This window comes from Haliscomenobacter sp., assembly GCF_033763495.1.
Taxonomy (GTDB): Bacteria; Bacteroidota; Bacteroidia; order Chitinophagales; family Saprospiraceae; genus Haliscomenobacter.
This window is the reverse complement of sequence record NZ_JANRKL010000178.1, coordinates 1-23,316: the sequence shown is the minus strand read 5'-3', so window position 1 is coordinate 23,316 and position 23,316 is coordinate 1. Positions and strand designations below refer to the sequence as shown.

16 protein-coding genes are annotated in these 23,316 nt (G+C 46.9%); 8 read left to right on the top strand and 8 right to left on the bottom strand.

All coding sequences use genetic code 11. The features are described 5' to 3' along the window. Window positions 1-94: 94 nt before the first annotated feature. Entirely contained in the window at window positions 95-3,145 is a 3,051-nt protein-coding gene (locus SFV55_RS19385) for a PVC-type heme-binding CxxCH protein (RefSeq protein WP_320031196.1), read from the bottom strand. 149 nt (window positions 3,146-3,294) lie between these two features. Here SFV55_RS19385 and SFV55_RS19380 point away from each other — a divergent pair, with 149 nt between their 5' ends. The 3 genes from SFV55_RS19380 (at window position 3,295) to SFV55_RS19370 (ending at window position 10,382) form a co-directional block, all read left to right on the top strand. After that, window positions 3,295-4,668, top strand: coding sequence for a CHAT domain-containing protein (locus SFV55_RS19380; protein WP_320031195.1), 1,374 nt, complete (start codon window positions 3,295-3,297; stop codon window positions 4,666-4,668). Between the two features lie 114 nt (window positions 4,669-4,782). Beyond that, window positions 4,783-6,639, top strand: a complete 1,857-nt coding sequence (locus tag SFV55_RS19375) for a PDZ domain-containing protein (protein ID WP_320031194.1) — start codon at window positions 4,783-4,785, stop codon at window positions 6,637-6,639. Between the two features lie 554 nt (window positions 6,640-7,193). Further along, window positions 7,194-10,382 carry a VPS10 domain-containing protein gene (locus SFV55_RS19370; protein WP_320031193.1) on the top strand — a complete coding sequence of 1,063 codons (3,189 nt, stop codon included), beginning with the start codon at window positions 7,194-7,196 and terminating at the stop codon, window positions 10,380-10,382. A gap of 171 nt (window positions 10,383-10,553) precedes the next feature. Here the strand turns inward: SFV55_RS19370 and SFV55_RS19365 are convergent, their stop codons facing one another. After that, window positions 10,554-11,639, bottom strand: a complete 1,086-nt coding sequence (locus SFV55_RS19365) for a hypothetical protein (RefSeq protein WP_320031192.1) — start codon at window positions 11,637-11,639, stop codon at window positions 10,554-10,556. A gap of 143 nt (window positions 11,640-11,782) precedes the next feature. On the opposite strand from SFV55_RS19365, the gene SFV55_RS19360 reads away from it, so the two are divergent. Together SFV55_RS19360 and SFV55_RS19355 are read left to right on the top strand one after the other, a co-directional pair. Next, window positions 11,783-12,190 (top strand): DUF2177 family protein, encoded by a 408-nt coding sequence (locus SFV55_RS19360; RefSeq protein ID WP_320031191.1) that lies wholly within the window; start codon window positions 11,783-11,785, stop codon window positions 12,188-12,190. 2 nt (window positions 12,191-12,192) lie between these two features. Continuing rightward, window positions 12,193-12,963, top strand: a complete 771-nt coding sequence (locus SFV55_RS19355) for a DUF1295 domain-containing protein (RefSeq protein ID WP_320031190.1) — start codon at window positions 12,193-12,195, stop codon at window positions 12,961-12,963. Here SFV55_RS19355 and SFV55_RS19350 read toward each other — a convergent pair. Next, window positions 12,960-15,332 carry an Nramp family divalent metal transporter gene (locus SFV55_RS19350; RefSeq protein ID WP_320031189.1) on the bottom strand — a complete coding sequence of 791 codons (2,373 nt, stop codon included), beginning with the start codon at window positions 15,330-15,332 and terminating at the stop codon, window positions 12,960-12,962. The genes SFV55_RS19355 and SFV55_RS19350 overlap by 4 nt on opposite strands. 68 nt (window positions 15,333-15,400) lie before the next feature. Here SFV55_RS19350 and SFV55_RS19345 point away from each other — a divergent pair, with 68 nt between their 5' ends. After that, window positions 15,401-15,880 carry a peptidylprolyl isomerase gene (locus SFV55_RS19345; protein ID WP_413776723.1) on the top strand — a complete coding sequence of 160 codons (480 nt, stop codon included), beginning with the start codon at window positions 15,401-15,403 and terminating at the stop codon, window positions 15,878-15,880. 98 nt (window positions 15,881-15,978) lie between these two features. Here the strand turns inward: SFV55_RS19345 and SFV55_RS19340 are convergent, their stop codons facing one another. Genes SFV55_RS19340 through SFV55_RS19325 form a run of 4 tightly spaced genes read right to left on the bottom strand, consistent with a single transcriptional unit; the run spans window position 15,979 to window position 18,852 of the window. Further along, window positions 15,979-16,683 carry a LytTR family DNA-binding domain-containing protein gene (locus tag SFV55_RS19340; protein WP_320031188.1) on the bottom strand — a complete coding sequence of 235 codons (705 nt, stop codon included), beginning with the start codon at window positions 16,681-16,683 and terminating at the stop codon, window positions 15,979-15,981. A 50-nt stretch (window positions 16,684-16,733) separates the two neighbouring features. Next, window positions 16,734-17,780 carry a sensor histidine kinase gene (locus tag SFV55_RS19335; RefSeq protein WP_320031187.1) on the bottom strand — a complete coding sequence of 349 codons (1,047 nt, stop codon included), beginning with the start codon at window positions 17,778-17,780 and terminating at the stop codon, window positions 16,734-16,736. Next, entirely contained in the window at window positions 17,744-18,139 is a 396-nt protein-coding gene (locus SFV55_RS19330; RefSeq protein ID WP_320031186.1) for a DUF2846 domain-containing protein, read from the bottom strand. The genes SFV55_RS19335 and SFV55_RS19330 overlap by 37 nt, the downstream gene beginning before the upstream one ends. Before the next feature lie 2 nt (window positions 18,140-18,141). Continuing rightward, window positions 18,142-18,852 carry a hypothetical protein gene (locus SFV55_RS19325; RefSeq protein ID WP_320031185.1) on the bottom strand — a complete coding sequence of 237 codons (711 nt, stop codon included), beginning with the start codon at window positions 18,850-18,852 and terminating at the stop codon, window positions 18,142-18,144. A 202-nt stretch (window positions 18,853-19,054) separates the two neighbouring features. Between SFV55_RS19325 and SFV55_RS19320 the strand changes: the two genes are divergently transcribed. Together SFV55_RS19320 and SFV55_RS19315 are read left to right on the top strand one after the other, a co-directional pair. Continuing rightward, window positions 19,055-20,194: a 1-acyl-sn-glycerol-3-phosphate acyltransferase gene (locus SFV55_RS19320; protein WP_320031184.1), complete on the top strand. Its 1,140-nt coding sequence runs from the start codon at window positions 19,055-19,057 to the stop codon at window positions 20,192-20,194. 78 nt (window positions 20,195-20,272) lie between these two features. Then, window positions 20,273-22,630, top strand: coding sequence for a DUF2339 domain-containing protein (locus SFV55_RS19315; protein ID WP_320031183.1), 2,358 nt, complete (start codon window positions 20,273-20,275; stop codon window positions 22,628-22,630). Here SFV55_RS19315 and SFV55_RS19310 read toward each other — a convergent pair. After that, window positions 22,578-23,264: a cell division ATP-binding protein FtsE gene (locus SFV55_RS19310; protein WP_320031182.1), complete on the bottom strand. Its 687-nt coding sequence runs from the start codon at window positions 23,262-23,264 to the stop codon at window positions 22,578-22,580. The genes SFV55_RS19315 and SFV55_RS19310 overlap by 53 nt on opposite strands. Window positions 23,265-23,316 lie beyond the last annotated feature (52 nt).

Below are 23,316 nucleotides of genomic sequence, written 5' to 3'. Positions count from 1 at the left end.
GTGGTGAAAAGCTCCTTGCGGAGCAAGTTTTTTCTTTTTCACCACCTAAGAAACCAAAGGCACCTAAGGGGCACCTAAGGAAGCGGATATTATTTCACAACTCGGTTTTGGCTTTCAAAGTGGCCAAATACTCAACCAGGTCCACCAACTGCTGTTCATTAAAACCTTTGTAAAGCCCCTCCGTCATCAGGGATTGGGGCATTTCTTCTATTTTTTGAACATCTGCTATCGGGTAGGTTCGGGAAGTACCTCCCATGATGCGCAACTTCAGGTCGCTGGCTGTTTTACTTTCTACAATGCCTTGTACCGTTGAACCATCTTTTAAAGCCACATTAAAACCTTCATATCCATAGTTGATCCCCGAGGAAGGATAAATGATCGCGTTATAAAGCGCTCCCTTGTCCAATTTGGAACCAATTTCGGTCAAAGCCGGACCAAAATTCACGCCACTCGCACCCACCTTATGGCAAGTTGCACAATGTTGTAAAAAGACCGCCTTGCCCGATGCCACTTTGCCACTCCGGCCTTCCAGCACCGCCACCGGAGGCAAATCACTACCCATCTCCTTTTGTTTTTTGGTCAATAAAGCCCGGGATTTTTTGCGCACATCAGTGTTCCATGCACCTGCCAGTGAAACCAAACCTTGCATAGCCAATACTTCGGGCACCTGATTTTTTTCAAACAGACCTAGTAGATAAATTTGCCCATCCCAGGTACTGGTGAGACAACTCAAAGCCGCCCTTCGTACTGCAAGTGGGTTACTTTCGCCAAGATATTGCTGATAAATTTTGAATAAAGCGGGATCATTAACCGGTGCCAGGGCATACAGAATTTGCTGGGTTTTTGATTCATCCGCACCTTTAAGTTGCTGCAACAACAATGACATGCCATTGTTAGCTACCAATAGGCTGGCGGCCTGGCCGCGAAGGGCTTCATCTTTATTCTCCAGCGCCATTTTTAGCAACTTGTCATTCTGGTTTTTGATTTGCAAGCGACCCAGTAGGTCAAGGTACTCCACACTGCCTTCCAATTTGGGCAATACCTGTTCAGCCAATGATTTTAGTGCAGCCGATTGTTGATAATAGCCTGGATCAATTGAAAACAAGGCCAAAATATTGATGGAATCCTGCATCGGGTGTTTGCCTTGCACCAAAGCTTCAATCAAGGCATTTTTAGTCGAATCCGTATGAAAATGCAAGGCACGGAAATATTGGCGTAAGTCAAAGGCTTTGATTTTGGGATCCAGAATCATCTCCTTCAGCAAAGGCAAAGCCTCTTTAGAACGACTACGCCAAACCAGATTTTTACCGGCTTCGGTATTCCATTTTCCACCTACTTTCTTTTTCCAGGCTAAAAAACGGCTATCCGCTTGAAGATCAGCTCCAATGCCCAGGGCTTCCAGGTACCAACGATCCTGGCCATCGTATTGACTGGCCAAATCTGCCCAAACCTTGTCTGCCTCAGCGCCTTTGGCAAAACGTATGGCTACCGCTGCTTCGCGCCGCACCTGAGCCGAAGGGTCTTTGGCTACACTTTTGGCCAATTGGGCAATTTGATTGGGCGATACTTGTCGGGCCAATCGCAAACCAACGATCCGAATATCTGGGTCGATGTCTTTCAGGGCTGCTTGTACATAAGTCTGGGCTTTTCCCTTCATTTTGCCCAAAATCCACAACGCACGAGCGCGGATCCGGGAATTGTTCCCATTCCACAGTTTGAGCAAACCAGCTTCGGCACTTGTTCCCATGCTGCGCAAGGCATTAGAGGCTTTGGCTTGGACGGCAAGATTGGGATTCTGGAGTGATTCAATGAGTTGACCTTCGGTTTCAAAACCGGGAATGGCTTTTTCAGGCTGGTATTTGCGGCCTTTTTTACCCGCACTTACTCGAAATATCCGCCCACGGCCGGTGTCTCCAAATTTGTGTCCCCCTACTGCTGGATCGTACCAGTCAGCGAAAAAGACCGAACCGTCTGGAGCTACCGTCACATCAGAAGGGCGGCACCATTGGTCCTTACTTTTGACCAAATTGAACACTTCGGCGCTGTAGCCAGCACCATTGGATTTAGCCGGATAAGCACGAACGACATTGTGCCCGGCCTCAGCGTGAAGCGGCTGGTTGTGGAATGCCTCGGGCAGCATCTCCCCTTCATACACCGTCATGCCGCAGGGCGAACCTGAGCCCGTTTGTAAAAGATTGGGCACTACCCCTGGATCATTCAAATGCCAGTGGCGCAGGGGGATTTCAGACTCCAGGCTGATCCGGCGATCGCCCCACCAGGCGCCGGTTATTTGGTCAGTATAGCCGTAATTGCCGTATTCCATAACGTAATTGATGCGTACCCCCATGTTGCCATCGTCGTCGTTGTCGGATTGCCAGAGGGTGCCATACGAATCGGGGGCTACCTCGTAGTTGTTGCGGAAATTGTGGGCCAGCACTTCCAGATTGCTGCCATCGGGGTCGCAGCGGAACACCATACCCTGGCGGTACGGAGCTCCCAGGTCATTTACGGCATTGCCGCTCAGGTCCATCACCGGTTTGCCCTGGCGGTCCATGATTTGTTTGCCGTTGTTGCCAAAGTTGAAGTACATCTTACCATCGGGGCCTTGTACAAAAGCGTGCACGGCATGGTCGGATTGCACCCCGCTGAGCCCTGTGAAGAGGGTATCTCTTTTATCGGCTTTGTCATCACCATCCGTATCACTCAACAAAAATACGTAAGGGCTGCAAGAGACAATGGCCTGATTGTCCACCGCCCAGATGCCCAGTGCAGCATTGACATCGGTGCCTTGGTAAAACACGGTGCTTTTATCAGCTTGGGCATCGCCATCGGTGTCTTCGAGGATGAGGATGCGGTCGCCTTCTTTGCGTTCGGGGTTTTCAGGGTTGTGGGTGTTGCGGTAGTTGAGTGCTTCACAAACCCACACCCGGCCCCTTTCGTCGATGTGCATATTGGTGGGGTTGATCAGCATGGGCTCGGAGGCGAAAAGGGTTATATCGCAACCATCGGCTACTTCCATACCATAGACAGCGTTTTCAGGGAGGCGTTTGGCGGGTTCTTCCAGTTTGTCAAAATCGATGGCAGGTTCTGGAGGGGCACAAGCAACGAGTAAAGCGAGCAGTGCGCTGTAGGCAAATTGTTTCATGTTTGTTTAATCTGATGTTGGTGATGGGATGAAAATAAGGAGAAAAAGAGGATTAGGATGTCTTTTTTTGGGGAGATTTTTGCTGTGTTTTTATAATTACAAAAAAAAGCTATCTTTGAACACCAACAAAAAATCAAAACCCAGCCAAGATGTCGACACCCAAACGAGTATTCATCGGATCCGCCCAAGCAGATGCTGCACATGTTGACACATTAAAAAAACACCTCAAATTATATGAGCGCCAAAACCTGATCCAAATCTGGGATGAAAGTATAATTATCCCTGGTGAAATCCGCAACAGCAAGATTGAACAAGAATTACATGCCGCAGAGATAATCCTTCTATTGTTTAGTGCGGATTTACTGGCGGAAGATTTCATTTGGGGTGGCGAGATGACTAAAATAATAGAAAAGGTCAAACGCAAAGAAGTACAACTCATTCCCATTCTATTGCGCCCTAGCAGCTTTGCAGACACGCCTTTTTCCGCTTACGCCGCCGTACCCGATCGGGAAAAACCCATCAGCAATTACAACAACAAAGACGAAGCCTGGACAATTGTTGTTGAGCAAATCAAACGCTGCATTCAGACTAAATCTGTATCAAATTTAAATACCGAAACCAATTCTAATACAATGACGATTGAACAGTTAAAATCAAAGGTAAGAGACCTCATTGCGAAAGCTAAGCCCCAAGAAGCCATTAATGAAATCAAAAGATGGGCCTCAGAACACAATGATCGTCCTCTAATGGATGAAACAGTTTTAGTGGAAGGTACTTTGGCTAAACTTGAAAAGGATGTTCGGATAGGCACTGTTTATCCACAGGATGCAGGAATTCGCCAAAGCCAGATCAACTCAAGCATTCTGGATTTACCGAATCAGGCGTCTACTCATTCACCTGAAGTTGTTCCATCTCCTGTCCTAAAACAAGAAGCAGAATCCAATGGTAAGCTAAAAATATTAATGCTTACCGCCAATCCAGCAGGCAGCTACCAACTTGAGTTAGAAAAAGAACATTCCCGCATCACCAAAAAGCTCCAAGAAAAAACGGAGCAATTTTCCCTAACAGTCCATCATGCAGTCAACAATACCGAATTCAAAGAATTAAACGAAACAGCAAAACCCCATATCTTGCATTTCTCAGGTCATGGTCAATCGAATGGGATCATGTTGCAAAATGACGATAAAAATGGGTCTAAGCTACTCACTGCAAATGCTTTGGATGCATTGTTTGAGTATTTTGTCGATGAAGGTATCCTCTTTAAAGCAGTAGTGCTTAATGCCTGCTACTCTGAAGACCAAGCTAAAGCAATTGCCAATCACGTTCCCTATGTCATTGCCAGTACGACAGCAATAAGTGATGAAGCTGCCATTGCATTTAGCGTTGGATTTTATTTCAAATTGGATGCTCAAGGGGGAAATATTGAGCAATCCTTCAGGTCTGGCCGGACTCAGGCAGTGACCGCTGGCGCTGAAAAGTCATATTTTGCATTGTTTAAAGGTGGTGAAAAAATAGAAGCCTAAACTTAATATCATTGAAAAGTTGAAAAAGATGTAAGTGTACATTCCCTTTTTTCTATTTACCCTCATGCAACCATTTCCCCCTGTTTTTGTCCTTCCCACAAAACAGTCTAACATATGAAACGGATTGCAACGAGATTATTTTGTTTTTTTCTGCTAAGCCTGTCTGTGAGCGCTACTGCTTTTGGTTTTGAAAACACTCTCACCCCCACCCGCGCCTACATGGGCGTCCATTTAGAAGAGATTTCCAAACAAAAAGCGGCGCTACTGGGCGCGGATAATCCTTATGGCAGCTACATCACCCGGGTATTGCCGGGTTCAGCTGCCGAAAAAGCGGGCTTGAAGCCCCTTGATTACGTGGTAGGTGTTGATCAGCACAAGGTAGATGACGACACCGAATTGAGCGACATCCTGGACATTTACGACGCAGGGACCGAAGCCACCCTGCACATCTACCGCCAGGGCAAGCCGATGGGAGTCAAAATTACTTTCGGGGAAAAAGTCAATGAAAAAGAAGATAGTGATGCGCGGCCCTTCCTTGGAATCAGCCCCACCGATGATGAGGATGAAGACGAGGACGAAGCCACTGTGGGTGTAGCCGTGGACGTGACGAAGGAGTCGGCTGCCGCCGAAATGGGCCTGCAAGACGGCGATGTGATCACTTCTATGAATGGCTACACCATGATCGATTGGACCGACATCAGCGCCATGATCCGCAGTATGGAGCCCGGTGCCGAAGTCAAACTTACCCTGCGCCGCAACGGCGAAACCCTTACCAAGACGGGTAAAATGGGTAAAAAACAAAACGACTCGTACACAGGGATCAATAGCAACAACAATGGCCGTAATTTTGGCATTTCCTGGTCAAGCAGTAGCAACAATGGAAACTGGGCCAAAGCCGAAGCAATGGATGGCGCTTTCCTGGGTGTCAACCTTGGCTCGATGAACAGGGAAAAAGCCAAAAAACTGGGCTTTAGCAATCTTTACGGTGCCTATGTTTCCAGTGTGATTCCCAATTCTGCCGCGGCGAAGGCTGGCCTCCAAACCTTTGATTACATCTACGGTATCGACGAATACCGGGTGGGTGAAGGCCAGTCTTTGAGTTTCATCCTGCGCAAATTTTCAGCAGGCCAAAAAGCAAATGTGTATTTCATCCGCAAAAACCAGGAGCGCAATGTCAGCGTCACCCTGGGCAGCCACGACGATGACGACGACGATACCGACTGGCGGGATGAATGTGAAAAACCCTTCCTGGGCGTACGCCAGTCTCACGAAACTTATAATGAAAAGGGAGTCTTGGTAGACATCGTAGAAGGTTCTACCGCCAAGGAGATGGGCATGAAAGAAGGTGATGTATTGGTAGCCATCAACAGCAATCCAATCATTGACTGGAGCGACATCAGCATGGCCCTGGGTATCGTCAAAGCTGGCTCGACGGTTAGCGTTGATTACCTGCGCGACGGCAAAAAAATGAGTGCCAGCAAAGCCATCAAATCCTTGTGTGATGCCCGCAAAAGTACCTCTTATTACTACAATTCCGACGACAAAGACAACGGCAATTGGGTATTTAAAGGTTTGAGCCGCGGTGAAGGGAATGCCAGTTCCCAGAACACCCGCGTCAACCCAGCCAATGTCAAGGCCACTATGCAAGATATGGACAAAGCTGACGCAGATAAACTCAAAGCTCAGGGGGTCAACATGCCAGTGATCAACAACCTGCGTCTGGAAAAAATCAACCTGTATCCCAACCCTAGCAAAGGCATGTTCAAGCTACAGTTTGATTTACCAGAAAAAGGCCAAACCGAGGTCAAGGTATTCAACGCAGCAGGCCGTACCATCTACGAATACGAATTGGGCAATTTTACTGGAGATTTTTCAGATGAGGTAGACATTTCCCAAAACGGCACCGGGACCTATTTCCTGCAAATCCGCCAGGGGGATAAATACGCTTCAAAGAAGATCATTTTGCAATAATTCTTTTTGAGAGAAGATCTAAAAATCGCCCAATGGCATCTATCCTGTAAAACTCCATTTTCATCGTTCGAAAAGAACGTTTGTAAGAAACATCCGACTCATTTTACGTAAACAAGGCGAGGTTTTTCTCTTTATCCTTTAAGCCACATCATCTACGGTGTGGCTTTTTTTGTATTTTTCGGAGCGCTGTTCTTCGAGTTTTGGTTGGTAGATAATGTGAAATCTGAGTTAATTCATTTTTTTACCGCAGAGTTTCGCAGAGTACCCGCAGAGTTTCACGGAGTTTTACTAATTTTTAGGAGTTTTGCCACCTCTGGTGGCTAGAGGTCGAGTACGCTTAAAACTTGATTGTTCAGCATTCATGTTCATTCAATGCACCTCTGAGTAATTTTTGCCACCGAAGGTGGCCTAAACTCTGGGAAACTCTGCGGGTACTCTGCGAAACTCTGCGGTAAAAAATGTGGTGTCTGAGTTACAAAATTTTGCATCAATCATCTATCAAAACTCTTGAACATCGTTCAGCCATAACCAAAATTTATTCAAAGGATTCAGGTATGAAAAGATTATCCGTTAATTTGCTCTGCATCGTCCTGTTGCTTGGAGGAATGTTCTACAGTCAGCAGGTCCAGGCCCAGGCAAAGAAAAAAACCACTCCGGCGCCTACTGTAAGCGTCGCCAGCACTCCTGCCAAAACGGGCATGGATGAAAAACTCTACAACTCCATCCAATGGCGCTCGATAGGCCCCTACCGTGGTGGCCGATCCGCAACAGTGACGGGTGTCCCCGGCAAACCCAACCTATTTTATTTTGGGAGTGTAGGTGGCGGCGTTTGGCGTACCAAAGACGGTGGCCAAACCTGGCAAAACATCTCCGACGGCTACTTTGGCGGCTCGATTGGTGCGGTAGCGGTTTCTGAATACGACAACAACGTCATTTACGTAGGTGGCGGTGAAAAAACCGTTCGGGGCAACGTCTCCTACGGTTATGGCATGTGGAAAACCCAGGATGCTGGCAAAACCTGGCAAAAAATCGGCCTCGAAAAAGCCATGCACATCCCCCGCGTCCGCATCCACCCCAAAAACCCCGATCTGGTTTACGCAGCAGTTCTGGGCGATTTGTACAAATCCAGCGATGATCGTGGTGTTTACCGCAGCAAAGACGGTGGCAAAACCTGGGAACGCATCCTGTTTGCGAACGCTGACGCAGGTGCCGTAGACCTCATTCTGGATCCCAACAATCCTCGGGTGATTTACGCGTCAACCTGGCGCATTCGCCGCACACCTTACAGCCTGGACAGTGGCGGTGAAGGCTCTACCCTTTGGAAAAGTACTGATGGAGGTGACACCTGGACCAACCTGATGTCCAAAAAAGGTTTACCCAAAGGGCCTCATGGCATCATTGGTGTTGCAGTATCTCCAGTGAATTCGGAGCGCGTTTGGGCCATCATCGAAGCTGCTGAAGGTGGTGTATTCCGGTCCGACGACGGTGGAAATACCTGGACCAAAACCAACGACGACCGCAACCTGCGCCAACGCGCCTGGTATTACACCCGCATCACCGCCGATACCAAGGACGAAAATGTGGTGTATGTGATGAACGTGAGTTACCACAAATCTACCGATGGAGGCCGTACTTTCAGCGCTTCCAATGCGCCCCATGGCGACCACCACGACCTTTGGATTGCTCCCGAAGACCCTCAACGCATGATCATCGGCGATGATGGTGGCGCGCAGGTGTCGTTTGATGGTGGCGAAAACTGGAGCACTTACAACAACCAACCAACCTCGCAGTTTTACCGTGTAATTACGGACAACTCCTTCCCATACCGCATTTATGGAGCTCAACAGGACAACTCGACTGTGCGCATTGCCCACCGGACCGACGGGTTTTCGATCGGTGAACGGGATTGGGAACCCTCCGCTGGTGGCGAAAGTGCCCACCTCGCGGTTGATCCACTGGACAATGACATCGTTTATGGGGGCAGCTACGGCGGTTTGTTAACCCGCCAAAATCACCGCACCAAACAGGAACAAGCCATCAACGTTTGGCCCGACAACCCCATGGGTGCTGGTGCTGAAGCCATGAAATACCGCTTCCAGTGGAACTACCCGATTTTCTTTTCTCCCCACGATCCCAAAAAGCTCTACGTGGCTTCAGATCGTTTGCACGTAACCACCAATGGCGGCCAAAGCTGGGAAACCATCAGCCCCGACCTGACCCGCAACGACAAGAGCAAGCAAAAATCTTCGGGTGGTCCGATCACCCAGGACAATACCAGTGTGGAATACTATTGCACCGTTTTTGCGGCTTGTGAATCTCCTTACGAAAAAGACCTGCTCTGGACGGGTTCCGACGATGGCCTTTTGCATGTATCCCGCGATGGCGGCAAAAACTGGAGTAATGTAACCCCTCCAAGTGCACCTGCCAATATCATGTTCAACAGCATCGACGCCGATCCTTTCAACAAAGGTGGGGTGTATGTAGCGGGTACTTCCTACAAATCCGGCGATTACAAGCCCTACCTGTTTTATTCCAAAGATTACGGCAAAACCTGGAGCAAAATCACCAATGGCATTCCCGAAAACCACTTCACCCGGGTAGTCCGCGCTGATCCAAAACGGGCTGGTTTGTTGTACGCAGGAACCGAAACGGGCATGTACATCTCCTTTGACAATGGTGCCAACTGGCAAGCTTTCCAGTTGAACCTGCCGATTGTACCCATTACGGATTTGACCATCAAAAACGACAACCTGATTGCCGCTACCCAAGGGCGCAGCTTCTGGATGATTGATGATTTGACGCCGCTGCACCAATTGAGCGAACAAGTAGCCAATAGTGATTTCCACCTGTACCAGCCCATCCCCAGCTACCGCATGGATGGTGGTCAGGCGCGCAACCTCCCTACCGAAGGTACCAACCACCCCGGTGGCGTGACCTTTCACTACTACCTGAAGCAAAAACCAGCCGATTCGGTAGAGGTGAAATTGACGATCATGGAGCTCAATGGGACGGTGATCAAGGAATATTCCAGCAAAGCCAAGGAGAATCCTGAAAAATTGCCTGAACTGAAACAAGGTGGCAATACCTTCAATTGGAACATGCGTTATGCCGATGCCAAACGTTTTGATGGCATGATTTTCTGGGCGGCAGGCACTACAGGGCCAAAGGCCGTTCCGGGTCGCTACAAAGCCAAATTGAGCGTGGGTGGGAAAACGATGGAAACGGAGTTTGAAATCCTGAAAGATCCCCGTTCGGATGCCTCCATGGAGGACATTCGGGAGCAGTTCAACTTCCTGATCAGCATTCGGGACAAGGTGACCGAAGCCCACCAAACCATCCTCGACATCCGCAATATTCGCAAACAACTGACCCACTTCAAGGAATTGTGGAAGGAAAATCCAGCCATGAAACCCTTGATGGAAAAGGCAAACGAAATTGACAAGTCAATTGGGGAAATTGAAAATGAGTTGTATCAGACCAAAAACCGCAGCGGTCAGGATCCCCTCAATTTCCCGATTAAATTGACCAATAAGTTGTCGCATGTGGGTTCACTTTCCAGCCAGGGCGATTACGCGCCGACCAAACAGGCGAAGGAAGTGAAGGAGGAAATGACCAAAAAAATCGACGATCAATTGGGCAAGTTCCGCACACTGCGCGATACCCAACTACCCGAATTCAACCGTCAGGTGCGGGAGAAAGGGGTGGATGCGATTTTGTTGAAAGAGGAGAAGCTGAAGAGTTGATAAACAGGAGTTTAAAGTATCTCCTAGGGTGAATCTTTTGTGCCTCAGGTTTCTTAGGTGGTGAAAAAAACTACGCGGCGGAATATTTTTTCACCACCTAAGAAACCTAAGACACTGAAGAAATCACCTTAGTCGAGGCATTTAAAACCACCAAATTGGAATGCCTCGTGTTTATTTCTTCTTGTACCGATTCGTATTGCCTGTACCTCCAATCTGCGAAAGTTCCAAATTGGTAGCCGTCAGGGAGACTAAGGAATAACACGCGTCGTCTTGAGCGGTAATTTTCAGACAAGCCCCTGCGCCCGCTGGGCCACAATCTTCGGGGCATTTTGCGCAATACAAACATATCGCTGAGCTGACCTCTTTCCCATCGTACACGTCGATGTATTTGCCATCCATAATTTTGACCACCGACTTGGGATCATCCAGGGACTGCCAGGTACCTTGCAGCATTTTCACCTTTTTAGCATCCGCTGCAGACAGGAATGGATCATCAAAACTTGTGCGCCGATATACGCCGTCAGCCTTTACCCCATTGCCAAAGCCACAGGTAGCAGGATCACCTTCCAGTGTGGTGATTTCTACAGCTTCAGCAAAATTGAAACTCAGCTTGCAAGTGCCACCAAATTCATCGGTAGAGAAATCGGCAGTACTGCCAAGGATGTTCGCAACACCTTCCATCATGCCTTGGTTGTGAGCTGGTTTTCCACCCACCACCGTCAATTTGAATTTGAACTGATCGGCTGAAATCTGGCTCACCAGCAATTCCCCACTACCTCCATCATTTGGCAACTCAAATTCATAGGTTCCACTAAAAGGCTCTGAAGCAGGTTCTACCACATCGTCTTCCAGTTCCGAGGCGATGGCCAATTGACCAATTTCATCCACAACAAATTTGGCCATTTCGGCAAATTTGGCATTCTCTTGGTAAGGCTTTGCTGCTTCGACGATTTGTTGTTGCAGGTCAAAACGCTCTTCAGTGCTTGCAAAATTGGAATTGAGCAAAACGCTGTCCCGCAAAATGTAGAGCCAACCCACTACGTGATCGGTTCCCTGTTCGTCACTTTCATTGAAGCGGGTTAAGATGGCCTCCGGATTTTCCAAAAAAGCATCTTTGACAGCCAGTACTTCTTCTACACAGTTCGTGCTACCACAAGCGGTGAAAGCGTCCCAGGCGTCGGTTCCTTTGGGATTACAGGCAAAAATTGAAATCATCAGGACGAGGCTCCACAGAGCCCTTGAAATTACGTTGTGCATAAAATATTGGTTTTGTGTAAAAAAATGTAGTTTACTCAGTTGGGGACGCGTTTACAAATGTAAACTTTCCCCAATATTTTTTTCATGATCTTTTTATGATTTTCCTTGTTACACCTGTTATCTTTTCACCAAAATCCAAAGCCATGCCCTTCAGCAAATTCATTTTGAGCTATTTACTCACCACGGTCGTTTTTTTCATCATCGATATGACCTGGTTGGGTTTCATTGCCAAGGGCATTTATGCGCGTTACCTGGGTGGTTTTTTGAGTGATCAAATCAACTGGACGGCGGCTATCGTTTTTTACCTACTGTTCATTGTGGGCATTTTTCTATTTGTAATTTTTCCAGCGCTGGAAAAACAATCTTGGCAGCATGCCCTGTTGTACGGCGCCTTGTTTGGGTTCTTCACCTACGCCACTTATGATCTGACCAATTTGGCTACGCTCAAAGGCTGGCCGCTGAATATTGTGTTCATCGACATCGTTTGGGGCATGGTGCTTACAGGTTCGGTGAGTGTTTCTGGGTATTTCATCGCCAATTATTTCAAATAGCTATGGCTGGGGTATTGCTGCAAATTGGGTTGTTGATCTGGGTTTATGCCACTTTGTGGTTCATCATCTCCTTGGTAGCCCGGCGCAATGATGTAGCTGATATTGCCTGGGGTTTAGGTTATGTCGTTGTATGCGCCTATCTGTTTCAAACGCAAGTAAAAGCCAGTGTTCCTCTTCTGGTGTACACCTTGGTTGGCATTTGGGCCTTGCGTCTGTCTACCCACATTTTTTTGCGCAACCGCGGCAAAGGTGAAGACTTTCGTTATCGGCAGTGGCGCGAAGAATGGGGGGAAACTTTTTACTGGCGCTCTTACCTACAAGTTTATCTATTACAAGGCTTTTTGTTGTGGGTCGTTGCTTTACCAATTGTCGTTGGGGGTATTTCGGCGGCGCAGGAATGGACGATTTGTACTTATCTGGGCATTTTGCTCTGGGGCATTGGTTTTTTCTTTCAGGCCGTAGGAGATTACCAATTGACTCAATTTGTCAAAACCCGGAAGCACAAGGAAGAAGTGCTGCAAACGGGCCTTTGGAAATACAGTCGCCATCCCAATTACTTCGGAGAGATTGCAATGTGGTGGGGCATTTTTGTCATTGTTCTTCCCATACCTTCGGCCTGGCTTGGCATGATTGGGCCATTGACGATTACGCTGTTATTGGTCTTTGTATCGGGAGTGCCAATGTTGGAAAAACGGTATGTGGGAAATGCGGAATATGCGGAGTACCAGAAGCGGACGAGTGTGTTGGTGCCGTGGTGGCCGAAAGCAGGTTAATCTACTTTCCCACCCACCAAAAACTCCCCCAAATCCCGAATCAGCGGCCCCGCCGTACTGGCATTCGTAAACACCACATAGCCCATTTTTGCTTCTTTGTATACCTCAAAGTTGCAATTAAAATCTCCATTGCTTCCTTGGTGGCCAAAAGCCAGGCCGTAGGGTGATTCATGGACGAATAAGCTCAGGCCCAGGTGTGACTTGTATTTTGGTTTTTCCTTTTCTTCCCAGGGAAAGCTCGACTGTACACTTAGCATTTCCGTATAAGTTTCAGGCTTCAACCCTTTTTGTTCCAGCAAGGCCAGCATAAAACGAGAAAAGGCTCGGGCTTCGGTATACATGCTGTAGGCCATGCCCGGCTGGGTGGGGATTTCATCGGTGCTGATGCGTTTTTTAAAATGCCCGGTTGCGGCAAGTTTGACCAAAGTATCGTTTTTGGAAAAATAGGTGTGGTACAAACCCAGTGGCTGAATGACTTCTTCCCTTAACACCTGCTCCACTCCTTTCCCCGTGATTTTTTCCACTACCCGCTTCAGGTATTCAAAACCTTCGCCGGAGTAACTGTATTCGCTGCCGGGGGTAAACTTTAGATCCAGTTTGCCATCTTTGTTTTGGTTCCGCCAATTGGGGAAACCCGTCCGATGGCATAAAACGTGGCGCGCCGTCATCAATTTGTAGCGTTCATCGTATTCGATATCCTTATTGGGTAAATATTGGTACAAAGGTTTGTCCAAATCGATGATGCCTTTTTCCACTAGGCGCAGCACTGCAAAAGCGAACACTGGTTTAGTGATAGACGCCGCTTCAAAAAGTGTATTTTCATCCACGGGAGCCTGGGTAGCCGTATTGCGCACCCCGTAGGTTTGGGCATAGGCTACTTTCCCATTTTTGATCAGCGCCAAAGAAACCCCTGGAATATGGTAACGTTTTTGGTAGGACTCGATAAAATGGTCGAGCTCAGCTGCCTTGTTTTGGTCAAAATTCAGCAGTAGCCCTAACTTTTGCTCCTTTTTGGGCGCTTTAAAATTCAAACTGTAAATGCCATACACACTAACCGCCAAAATAGCCAGAATGCTCACCCAAAAGACCAGATCAAAGCGCCAGGAAGCATCAAATTTTCCCGTGGTCGTACCATAGCGAAAATACAGGGTCGCATAAAGAACCAACAGCAATAAAACGGAGCCAGCAATCCCTCCACTCAAAACCATAAACAGTGGCAATTTGATGCTCAAAAACAGGAAAGTCCAAATCAGCGGAACCACCCAAGACAGGATACCAATGCTGCGCTGGCGTTGTTTGAGGTCAAAAAAATCCATCCAGCCAAAATGGCTAAAGATGTCGCTGAACAAACGGCCCCAGACTGCTAATCCGGCAAACAAGGTGGAATACAACACAAAAAACGCCCCCACCATAAAGAAAATCCTGGCCCAAGGCCCCAAACTTTCGGTAAAAATCCCCGAAAGCACTTCCAACAACTGGTAACCCTCCGGAACTTCTTGCCGGGCATGCAACACCGCTGCCCCCAGCAAATAAAACACCGCCGTCACAGCTGTATACACCACCATGCTACAAACCGCATCGGCTTGCATAACCTTGATCCAGCCCCTAGCCCGTTCAGCCCAGGCTGCGCTCCCATCGTTTGGGCCAGTGTGGCGGGCGTAACCTTTTTCCAAACACCAGTAGTTGTAATAAATGATCTCTTCACCGCCGATCCCGGTTATGCCAAAAGCGCCAAAAGCATAAACCACCGCTGAACTGGGCAAGGAAAAGCTCAATCCTGTGCTCAACTGCCCCCAATCAATGCCATAAGGGGTATATTGTAAAAAAATCAAAGCAGCAATGGCAAAAAGGGTAAAGCCGGTGATGAGCAACAAACAGGTTTTTTCCACCACACTATAATAACCCCGGAATACCAAAACGGAGGTCATCGGCGCCATCACCAAAGCCCAAATGGCTACCGACAATTGGGGCAATAACATGTTCAACACCAGCGCCACCCCCCCAATGATCCCACCCATCTGGACAAACTTGATGAGCATGATCAAAAAATACAAAGCAACTGTCCAGCGGGCTTTGCCAATGCGGGGGCCAGGCAAATCGTCGAAGGTTTGCATGGCGGTTTTCCCAGTTAGGATGGTGTGTTTGGCAAATTGCACCTGGACAGCTACCTTGACCAAACAACTGACCAGAATGACCCAAAAGGCCACAAAACCAGCTTTGGCCCCCAGAGCGGTGGTCGCAATTAATTCGCCTGAGCCGACAATCGCGGCAGAAAGCACGAAGCCGGGGCCCAGGTGTTGTAAGCGTTGCCAAAAGCTCACTGGAGGCGTTTGCACGGCGTCGAGGCGGAGTACATATGGATCTGACATGGTATAAAAATAATAAAAGCTCCCGCCTTTTCAAAAATGCTTTCTATGTTTGCAAAAAATCCAGATTTATGCAACAGTGGTCTACTCCTCCCCCTATGCAGATTGATCCTGCAAAATCCTATACGGCAACCATCAACACCGACAAAGGCGACATTGTGATCCAATTGTTCCCTGAGTTCGCGCCCAATACGGTCAACAACTTTGTTTTTTTGGCCAAAGAAGGTTACTACAACAGCATCACCTTTCACCGGGTGATCAGCAATTTTATGATTCAGGGTGGCGATCCTTCCGGAACTGGCCGTGGCGGCCCCGGTTACCGTTTTGCCGATGAATTCGCTGGAAATCCTTTGACTCATGGCACGGGTGCCCTTTCCATGGCCAATGCAGGGCCTGCTACCAATGGCAGCCAGTTTTTCATCACCCACGCACCTCAACCTCACTTGAATGGAAAGCACACGGTGTTTGGTCAGGTAAAAACGGGCCAGGATGTGGTGGATGCCATTCGGCAAGGCGATGTGATGGTGACGGTAACAATCACAGAGGAATAAGTTTGGAATGACGAATTAATCGAATGACGAATGACGAATCTCCGGCGACCCGCCAAATTTGTCATTCGTCATTCGTCATTCGTCATTCAAATTATTCGTCATTTTTTTCTCCTCAGCAGTCTCTCTTCAATTTCCTCCCGATACGCTGCCGCCAGTGGAATGCAGTGTTTGCCCACGGTCAATTGATGCTTCTCTATTTTTTGCACTGCTGCCAAAGCAACAATGTAAGACTTGTGCACCCGCACAAATCGCTCCGGAGGCAATTGTTGCAACATTTCCTGGACCGTCATGCGGGTGGTGATGCGGCGTTGTCCTTCATGGATGAACAAGAGGTTCGTATCCGATTGAATGAACAACACATCATCCAAATTAACCCGCACCCAATCGTAACCTTCCTTAACAAAAATGCTCCCTTCCTCTTCATTGGTTTTGCGGTCGGTTTGTTCAAATGCCCGTTGGCAGGCCTGCAAAAAACGGGCAAAATCAAAGGGTTTGAGCAAGTAGTCCAATGCTTTTAATTCAAAACCTTCCAAAGCGTATTCTGCGTGCGCCGTTGTAAAAATGATGGCGGTTTTTTGGAGCTGAATCAGGCGGGCAAAATCGGTACCAAGCATGTCCGGCATCTGAATGTCCAGGAAAATCAATTGAATGGGCTCGGAATGCAGATAAGCCAAGGCTTCGGCAGTGCTGTAGAATACCTTTTTGAGTTGGATAAAAGGTACTTTGGAGGCATAGCGTTCTAGGACTTCCAGAGCTGAAGGTTCGTCGTCGATGGCGATGGCATTGATGTGGAAGCTTGACATGATGCTTGGATTTATTGCGGGCAAACGTATGTGGCCCGGAAGGGTTGCCCCTACAGATCGATTTTCAATGTTACTTCAAAAGTATTATCGCTCTCCTTTATGCGCAATTGGTGCCGCTGAGGGTACAACAACTGCAGTCTTTCCCGGCTGTTGCGGATGCCTGTACCTAAGCCACTTCTGGCTTCTGGATTAGGGGCGATGCTGTTGCGCAGCAGCAGCACCAGGTTTTGTCCTTCGACATTTAGCTTCAGGTGAACAAAACAAGCTTCGTTCAAGCTGATGCCGTATTGAAAGGCATTTTCCATAAAAGGAATCATGAGCAATGGGGCAATTTTCGCTCCTTCTCCTTGCTTGTTGATGTCAATCTGAATGTCCAGTTTGTTTGTTTGCGGCAAACGCAGGCGTTGGAATTGAATGTAGCGCTCCAAAAAAGCCAATTCGTTTTCCAAACTCGTGAATTCCTCCGCTGCTTCCTGAATGCTGAATCGCAACAATTGCGATAGTTCAAAAATTAATTTGGCCGTTGTTTCATCCTCATGCTTTTGGGCTGAATTGTAGAGGACATTCATCGTGTTGAACAAAAAATGGGGCTTGATTTGTGCTTTCAACACATTTAATTCAGCCATGGTTTTGTCCTTCAACAAGGCCAATTGAGCTCGTTTGGTACGAAAATAGTCGGCGGAATAGGCGTAGGCCACTACAAAGCTGGTGAGTAAGATTGTAGACAATACGTTCTCATCCGCAAATTCAGGTTCGTAATCAGTGCGCCATTCCAGCCAGGCAAAACACAACAGGGCAAACATGCCAATCCAGGCCCAGTACCAATTTTTAAAGCGAGAATCGGCTGTAGCAAAACGCAAAAAGATGAAGCGAAAATTGAGCAGCGCCAATCCCCACACCAACAACAGCTCCAGCAAAATCCCTCCGAAGTAGCGCAACAAACGGCCAATTCCCTCCATTTCGCCGCCCAGATTCACAATGTATACTTGTAAAAAGCGCCAAATTAAATAAACAACAACTGCCCCTACCAAAAACCAAGGCAGTACTTTATTGATGAGTATTAATCTGGTTGTTTGACTTTTTGGACTTTGCGGCATTTTTTCATTTCTTTTGTAGCGGTTTCTGCTCCTACACTTTGCATCACCAGGTAACGATCCCAAAAATCGACCTCTTCGTAAGCTTTGATGTAATAGACTTGCCCTGCTTCGGTTTGTAGTGAAAATACTCGCTTGCTACCCCGATAAATGTACGATTCTACATTCGTTTTTCCAGAAGTCACTTGTATTTCCAGATAAGCATTGGCTGGCAATGAGGCTACCAATTTATCATTGATCCTAATCTCGTGTGCATTTCCCAAGAACTCCCGCTCCCGATAAAGGATCAGTGTGGCTTTTTCGAGGTTCTCACTACTGGCCAAAGCGAGCAAAACCCCTACAATACATACCAGGCGGCCCATGATCAGTAATTTTTGGATAAGGAAATGAGGTATTGGAAGTACACCATATCCAATTGGTCTTTGGGTGCACCCAAAAGGTCAAAGGACTGCGATTTCCATTGGTATTTGGTAAAACCTCTGCGGTATCCGATGCGGAAACAGTTGCCCACCGAAACAGGTTTCTTTTCCCGATTGCTCAAAGAAACGGTTACATCAAATGCTCCACCTTTGTTCGAAATGACTGGTGTGGTTAAAAATGAGGTGCTGAACAAATCCTGAAATCCTACTTGTCGATTGGGCTCATCCTGGACAAGAATAAAGCTGTACTCGTACAAGGATGCGCCTGCGCCTACATTTAAGCGGAAATTTCGGCTTTTGAATACCGCATGCTCTGCGAACAAAGATATGGTGACCATTTTGGGGTTAAAAGCATCTCCTAATGACACAGGCAGGGCCACATTTGTACTGAATGCCCAATCCTGAAATCGCACTCCCGCTTCAAATGGAATGCTCCCCGTGAAGCGGGATTCGCTGGCTAAATCTTTGGTTTTTAATACCTGCTGCATATTACTCAGCCAAATAGAACTTAAATTGAGACTATAAAGAAAAGCCGTACTACGCAAGTACATACTCTTTTTGAAAACCGGAATAGTTTGATTCAAAGTATCCGTTTGGGCAAAAGACGGTGCCAATACAATAAGCAAAGCCCCAATCAGTAAACAAGTTTGTTTCATGTCCTTATTTTTTTGATGATGATTCAAAAGTAAAGGCAATGGCCTGGTTAAAAAAATCAGTGTGCCTTGTGTGGTATTCCACGTGGGGAAATAGCCGATTGGCGTGTTCAGGGAAAGAATAGATAAGGTTTGCCCATAGCTTAAATCTTCTTAAATTTGCCCATCTTAAATTTAAAAACTATTCTCCCTCAAAAGATATCCGATGTCAGAAACACCATTCCGCCTCGAACCCTTTCGCGACGATGAAATAGAAGCTGCTATTGCTGAGCTGTTTAGTTATCCGGCCTTCACCGAAGGCATGAAGCTTTTTTTGCCGGAGGCCTTGTTGCAGCAGGTCATGCAGATGAAAGACCAGGTGCACACTGCTGCCGATTTTCAAACCAAAATTGTGGCGCCTTTCCTCAAGGTAATTGAAAAAATCAGCATCAAAGAACTGAGTGCCAGTGGTTTTGAACACCTGGACCCCAATGAGCGCTACCTCTTCATTTCCAATCACCGCGATATCGTACTGGATTCGGCTTTTTTAAACATTGTCTTGTTCGAGCATGGCTTTGATACCAGTCAGATTGCCATTGGTGACAACCTGATGATGCACCGGATTTCAGAGTTGTTGTTCCGCATCAACAAAAGTTTTGTGGTTCGACGAACTGGAACTGCCCGGGAGTTGTACAGTTCTTCCTTGCAAATGTCTGCATACATCCACCAGCTCATCACAGAAAAACTTGATTCGGTATGGATTGCCCAGCGCGAAGGTCGCGCCAAGGATGGCAACGACCGCACCCAGGTTGGTTTGTTGACCATGTTGAGTTTGAGTGGAAAAAAAGACCTCCAACAGCATTTCCAAAATCTCAACATCATACCAGTCGCCATCTCTTACGAATATGACCCCTGTGGCTTGCTCAAAACCCAGGAATACCTCAACAAACGGGCCGATCCTGAATTCAAAAAATCTTTCAAACAGGATGTGGATTACATGCTTCTGGGCATAAAGGGACAAAAAGGCCGGGTGCATTTTCATTTTGGAGAGCTGCTCAACGACCAGCTGGAAGTGCTGGCGGAAGCAGAAAACAGTAAAAAGCAGTTGGAATTATTGGCAGAAATGATCGACAAGTCGATTCACCAACATTATCGCTTGTGGCCAGTGAATTACATTGCTTACGACTTATTGCACAATTCCAACACTTACAATTCGCAATATAGCGAGCAGGAACTGGAATGGCATTGTCGTTTTTTTGAAGACCAGGTCAAACAACTCCAACAGGATAGTGATGACGCGGGTTACACCTATTTGTTGACCATGTATGCCAATCCGCTCATCAATGCAAATAGTTATCAGCAGTAAGCGCTAAAGTGCAATTTTTCACTCGGATCTTAAGTTTATTAGTTGGTTTCACACACTCAACTAGTAAACTTATACCCGGTGACCGAAAACCAGCCACAACTACAACAATTGCTCACCAAATTGGAGCAACTTTTGCAAAAGCAGGATAGTTTTGCAAAGGAAATTGAGGCATTGCGCCAGGAAATAGAGGTGCTGAAAAAAGAAAGCATTGTCAGACCAGCAAGTGTTCAATTTTCGAGGGGCCCAATCTCGCCATCTTTAGTCAATAAACCAATTCAAACCATTGAAGAACGACCTCTTACTTCCACAGCTCAGGCCAATTCTTCCTTCGACAACAAGCTCGAATCATTTATTGGTGAAAATTTGATCAGCAAAATTGGGATCATCGTCCTGGTTTTAGGTGTGGCCATTGGGGTCAAATACGTGATTGACCACAATTTGATTAGCCCGCCCATCCGCATTGCTCTGGGATACCTGGTGGGCATTGGTCTAATGGGTTTTGCCATTCGGTTTCGAGCACAATATGTGGATTACAGCGCAGTGCTTTTAAGTGGTGCTGCAACAATTTTTTACTTTACCACTTACGCAGCTTACAGCTTTTACCACCTGTTTCCCTTGACCTTGACCTTTTTTTTGATGTTCGCCTTTACGGCGTTCACGGTTTTGGCTTCCCTGTATTACATCAATGTTTTTATTGCTTTACTGGGTTTGGTGGGCGCGTACGCCCTACCCTATCTATTGGGTCAAGAACCTGAGCGAATCGGAACGTTGTTTGCCTATACTGCCTTCGTCAATGTTGGCATCCTGTTTATTGGACTCAGCCGCAATTGGAAGATACTCAATGTAGCCGCTTTTTTTTGGTCCTGGTTGATTTATGTTGCCTGGTTTTTGATTCATTTTCGACCCAGTCAACATTTCGGCCTGGCACTGGGATTTTTGACTTTGTTCTTTTTCCTTTTTTATGCCATTCTTTTAGCTTATCAATTGAACAAAACGGAATTCCTAAGTGGCGGGGACCAGGTCTTATTGATTAGCAATGCTCTTTTGTTTTTTACATTGGGCATTGCCGCGATGGACTTACGATTTGATGGGGATGCTTTTTCGGGTTTGGTCGCCTTTATCAATTCAATCATCCATGCTTTGGTTGCGCTGGTATTGTTTCAGCTCAAACCCAAATTGTACAAGACCAGCCAATTTTTGGCCTGCCTGAGTCTGGCCTTTTTGACCATTGCAGTTCCGCTACAGTTTGATGGCAATTGGGTGACAATATTGTGGAGCCTGGAAGCAATTGCTTTGTTTGTCCTTGGCCGGTTTTTCAACATCAAATTCCTGGAAGTATTTTCCTTTTTGGCGATGGGCTTGAGTTGTTTTGCCCTGGCCAATGGTTGGATTTACTTTTACGAAGGATCGGTTCCAGAATTTCCGGAAACGCACATTCCCTTTTTGCTCAACTTCAATTTTTTCACCAGTTTATTTTGTTGTGGCGTTTTTGCCGGGGCTATTTTCTTCCATCATCAATTTTTGGCACAAAGTCCTTGGGTAGAGGATACCGACCAAAATAAACTTCTTTCATCGCTACTTGGCAGCGCATTACTTATTGCTTTGTATTTTACCTTTTTCTGCGAAATATCCACTTATTGGACTCAGGTTTATGATCATGCTTTTATGCAGTCGAAAATTTTAAGTCTGGACCCCGCAAGTGTTTATAATCTTGAGGACTTGGGCCTATTTCGAGGAATCTGGTTGATCAACTATTCCTTGTTTTTTATCGCCCTTTTGTCTTTGGTCAATTGGTTTAAAATCAAAAGTAAAGGTTTGACCAGTTTAGGTCTCGGATTGAATATCGCCGTATTGCTGATTTTCCTTATTTTGGGCCTCACCTTGTTAAACGATTTGCAAGACAGTTATTGGCATCCAAAAAATGCTTTTTATCACAGTACCTTCAATATCGGGATTCGGTATGTGTCGCTTTTGTTCGTAGCACTGCTCTTAGGCTCAGGCATCCCATACTTGCAAGAACCAAACCTTTCACAGGAAGTACGTTCGGCTTACGAAATTGTGGTACACGCGAGTATTTTGTGGATTGGCAGCAATGAAATTATATTATTGAATACCACCTTGGCCAATAAGTTGGGACTGAGTCTGCTATGGGGCTGCTATGCCCTGGGTTTGATCATTCTGGGCATCTGGAAACGAAAGCCACATTTGCGGATTTCAGGAATATTTCTATTTGGTGCTACTTTACTCAAACTGTTCTTTTATGATATCGAACATCTAGCCACTATCCCTAAAACAATCATTTTTGTAGTCTTGGGAATGTTATTGTTGTTGGTGTCCTATTTGTACAACCGGTATAAGCTGTGGTTAAATCCAGATCAAGAAGCTACAAACTTATCTCCTGATCATCAAAAATCCTCCCATTCAGACAACGAATGATCCGTGCCGGGAAGTTTTCCAGAATCCGGTAATCATGTGTTGCAAAAAGTACGGCTGCGTTGTTTTGTTTGGACAAATTCCGCATCAACAAGAGGATTTCATCTGAAGTTTCCGGATCGAGGTTTCCTGTAGGCTCGTCAGCGAGGATAATGGCGGGCGTATTGAGCAAAGCCCGTGCGATTACTACGCGCTGTTGTTCCCCTCCGGAGAGCTGGTGGGGCATTTTGCTTCCCTGACCAACCAGGCCTACCTGTTGCAGTACGGTTTCAATCCGCGCCTGGATCTCGGGCCGTTTACTCCAACCTGTTGCTTTGAGGGTAAACTGAAGATTGTCGAACACACTTCGGTCGTTTAGCAGGTTGAAATCCTGAAAGACGATGCCCAATTTGCGGCGCAACAAGGGAATGGTATTACGATCCAATTTTGCCAGATCATACCCCGCCACTTCGCCTCGACCATGGGTAAGGGGCAATGCCCCATACAAGGTTTTAAGCAAACTGGACTTTCCACTTCCCGTTTTGCCGATCAGGTAGGTGAATTCTCCCGCATTGATGCGCAGATTCACTCCATTGAGCACTTCCTGGGTGCCTTGTTTGATGTTGACGTCTTGTAGCCTGACAATGATGTTGCTCATAATGGGCAAATCTACAATTTAGAATCGTTCAATTTTACAAAAAGCCGACAAA

What these genes read in the sequence shown, in the direction of transcription:
- SFV55_RS19355 (WP_320031190.1), top strand. Translation starts at nt 12,193, where the DNA reads ATGGCTGGGGTATTGCTGCAAATTGGGTTGTTGATCTGGGTTTATGCC.
- SFV55_RS19375 (WP_320031194.1), top strand. Translation starts at nt 4,783, where the DNA reads ATGAAACGGATTGCAACGAGATTATTTTGTTTTTTTCTGCTAAGCCTG.
- SFV55_RS19385 (WP_320031196.1), bottom strand. Translation starts at nt 3,145, where the DNA reads ATGAAACAATTTGCCTACAGCGCACTGCTCGCTTTACTCGTTGCTTGT.
- SFV55_RS19330 (WP_320031186.1), bottom strand. Translation starts at nt 18,139, where the DNA reads ATGGGCCGCCTGGTATGTATTGTAGGGGTTTTGCTCGCTTTGGCCAGT.
- SFV55_RS19360 (WP_320031191.1), top strand. Translation starts at nt 11,783, where the DNA reads ATGCCCTTCAGCAAATTCATTTTGAGCTATTTACTCACCACGGTCGTT.
- SFV55_RS19340 (WP_320031188.1), bottom strand. Translation starts at nt 16,683, where the DNA reads ATGTCAAGCTTCCACATCAATGCCATCGCCATCGACGACGAACCTTCA.
- SFV55_RS19325 (WP_320031185.1), bottom strand. Translation starts at nt 18,852, where the DNA reads ATGAAACAAACTTGTTTACTGATTGGGGCTTTGCTTATTGTATTGGCA.
- SFV55_RS19335 (WP_320031187.1), bottom strand. Translation starts at nt 17,780, where the DNA reads ATGCCGCAAAGTCCAAAAAGTCAAACAACCAGATTAATACTCATCAAT.
- SFV55_RS19320 (WP_320031184.1), top strand. Translation starts at nt 19,055, where the DNA reads ATGTCAGAAACACCATTCCGCCTCGAACCCTTTCGCGACGATGAAATA.
- SFV55_RS19310 (WP_320031182.1), bottom strand. Translation starts at nt 23,264, where the DNA reads ATGAGCAACATCATTGTCAGGCTACAAGACGTCAACATCAAACAAGGC.
- SFV55_RS19345 (WP_413776723.1), top strand. Translation starts at nt 15,401, where the DNA reads ATGCAACAGTGGTCTACTCCTCCCCCTATGCAGATTGATCCTGCAAAA.
- SFV55_RS19350 (WP_320031189.1), bottom strand. Translation starts at nt 15,332, where the DNA reads ATGTCAGATCCATATGTACTCCGCCTCGACGCCGTGCAAACGCCTCCA.
- SFV55_RS19365 (WP_320031192.1), bottom strand. Translation starts at nt 11,639, where the DNA reads ATGCACAACGTAATTTCAAGGGCTCTGTGGAGCCTCGTCCTGATGATT.
- SFV55_RS19380 (WP_320031195.1), top strand. Translation starts at nt 3,295, where the DNA reads ATGTCGACACCCAAACGAGTATTCATCGGATCCGCCCAAGCAGATGCT.
- SFV55_RS19370 (WP_320031193.1), top strand. Translation starts at nt 7,194, where the DNA reads ATGAAAAGATTATCCGTTAATTTGCTCTGCATCGTCCTGTTGCTTGGA.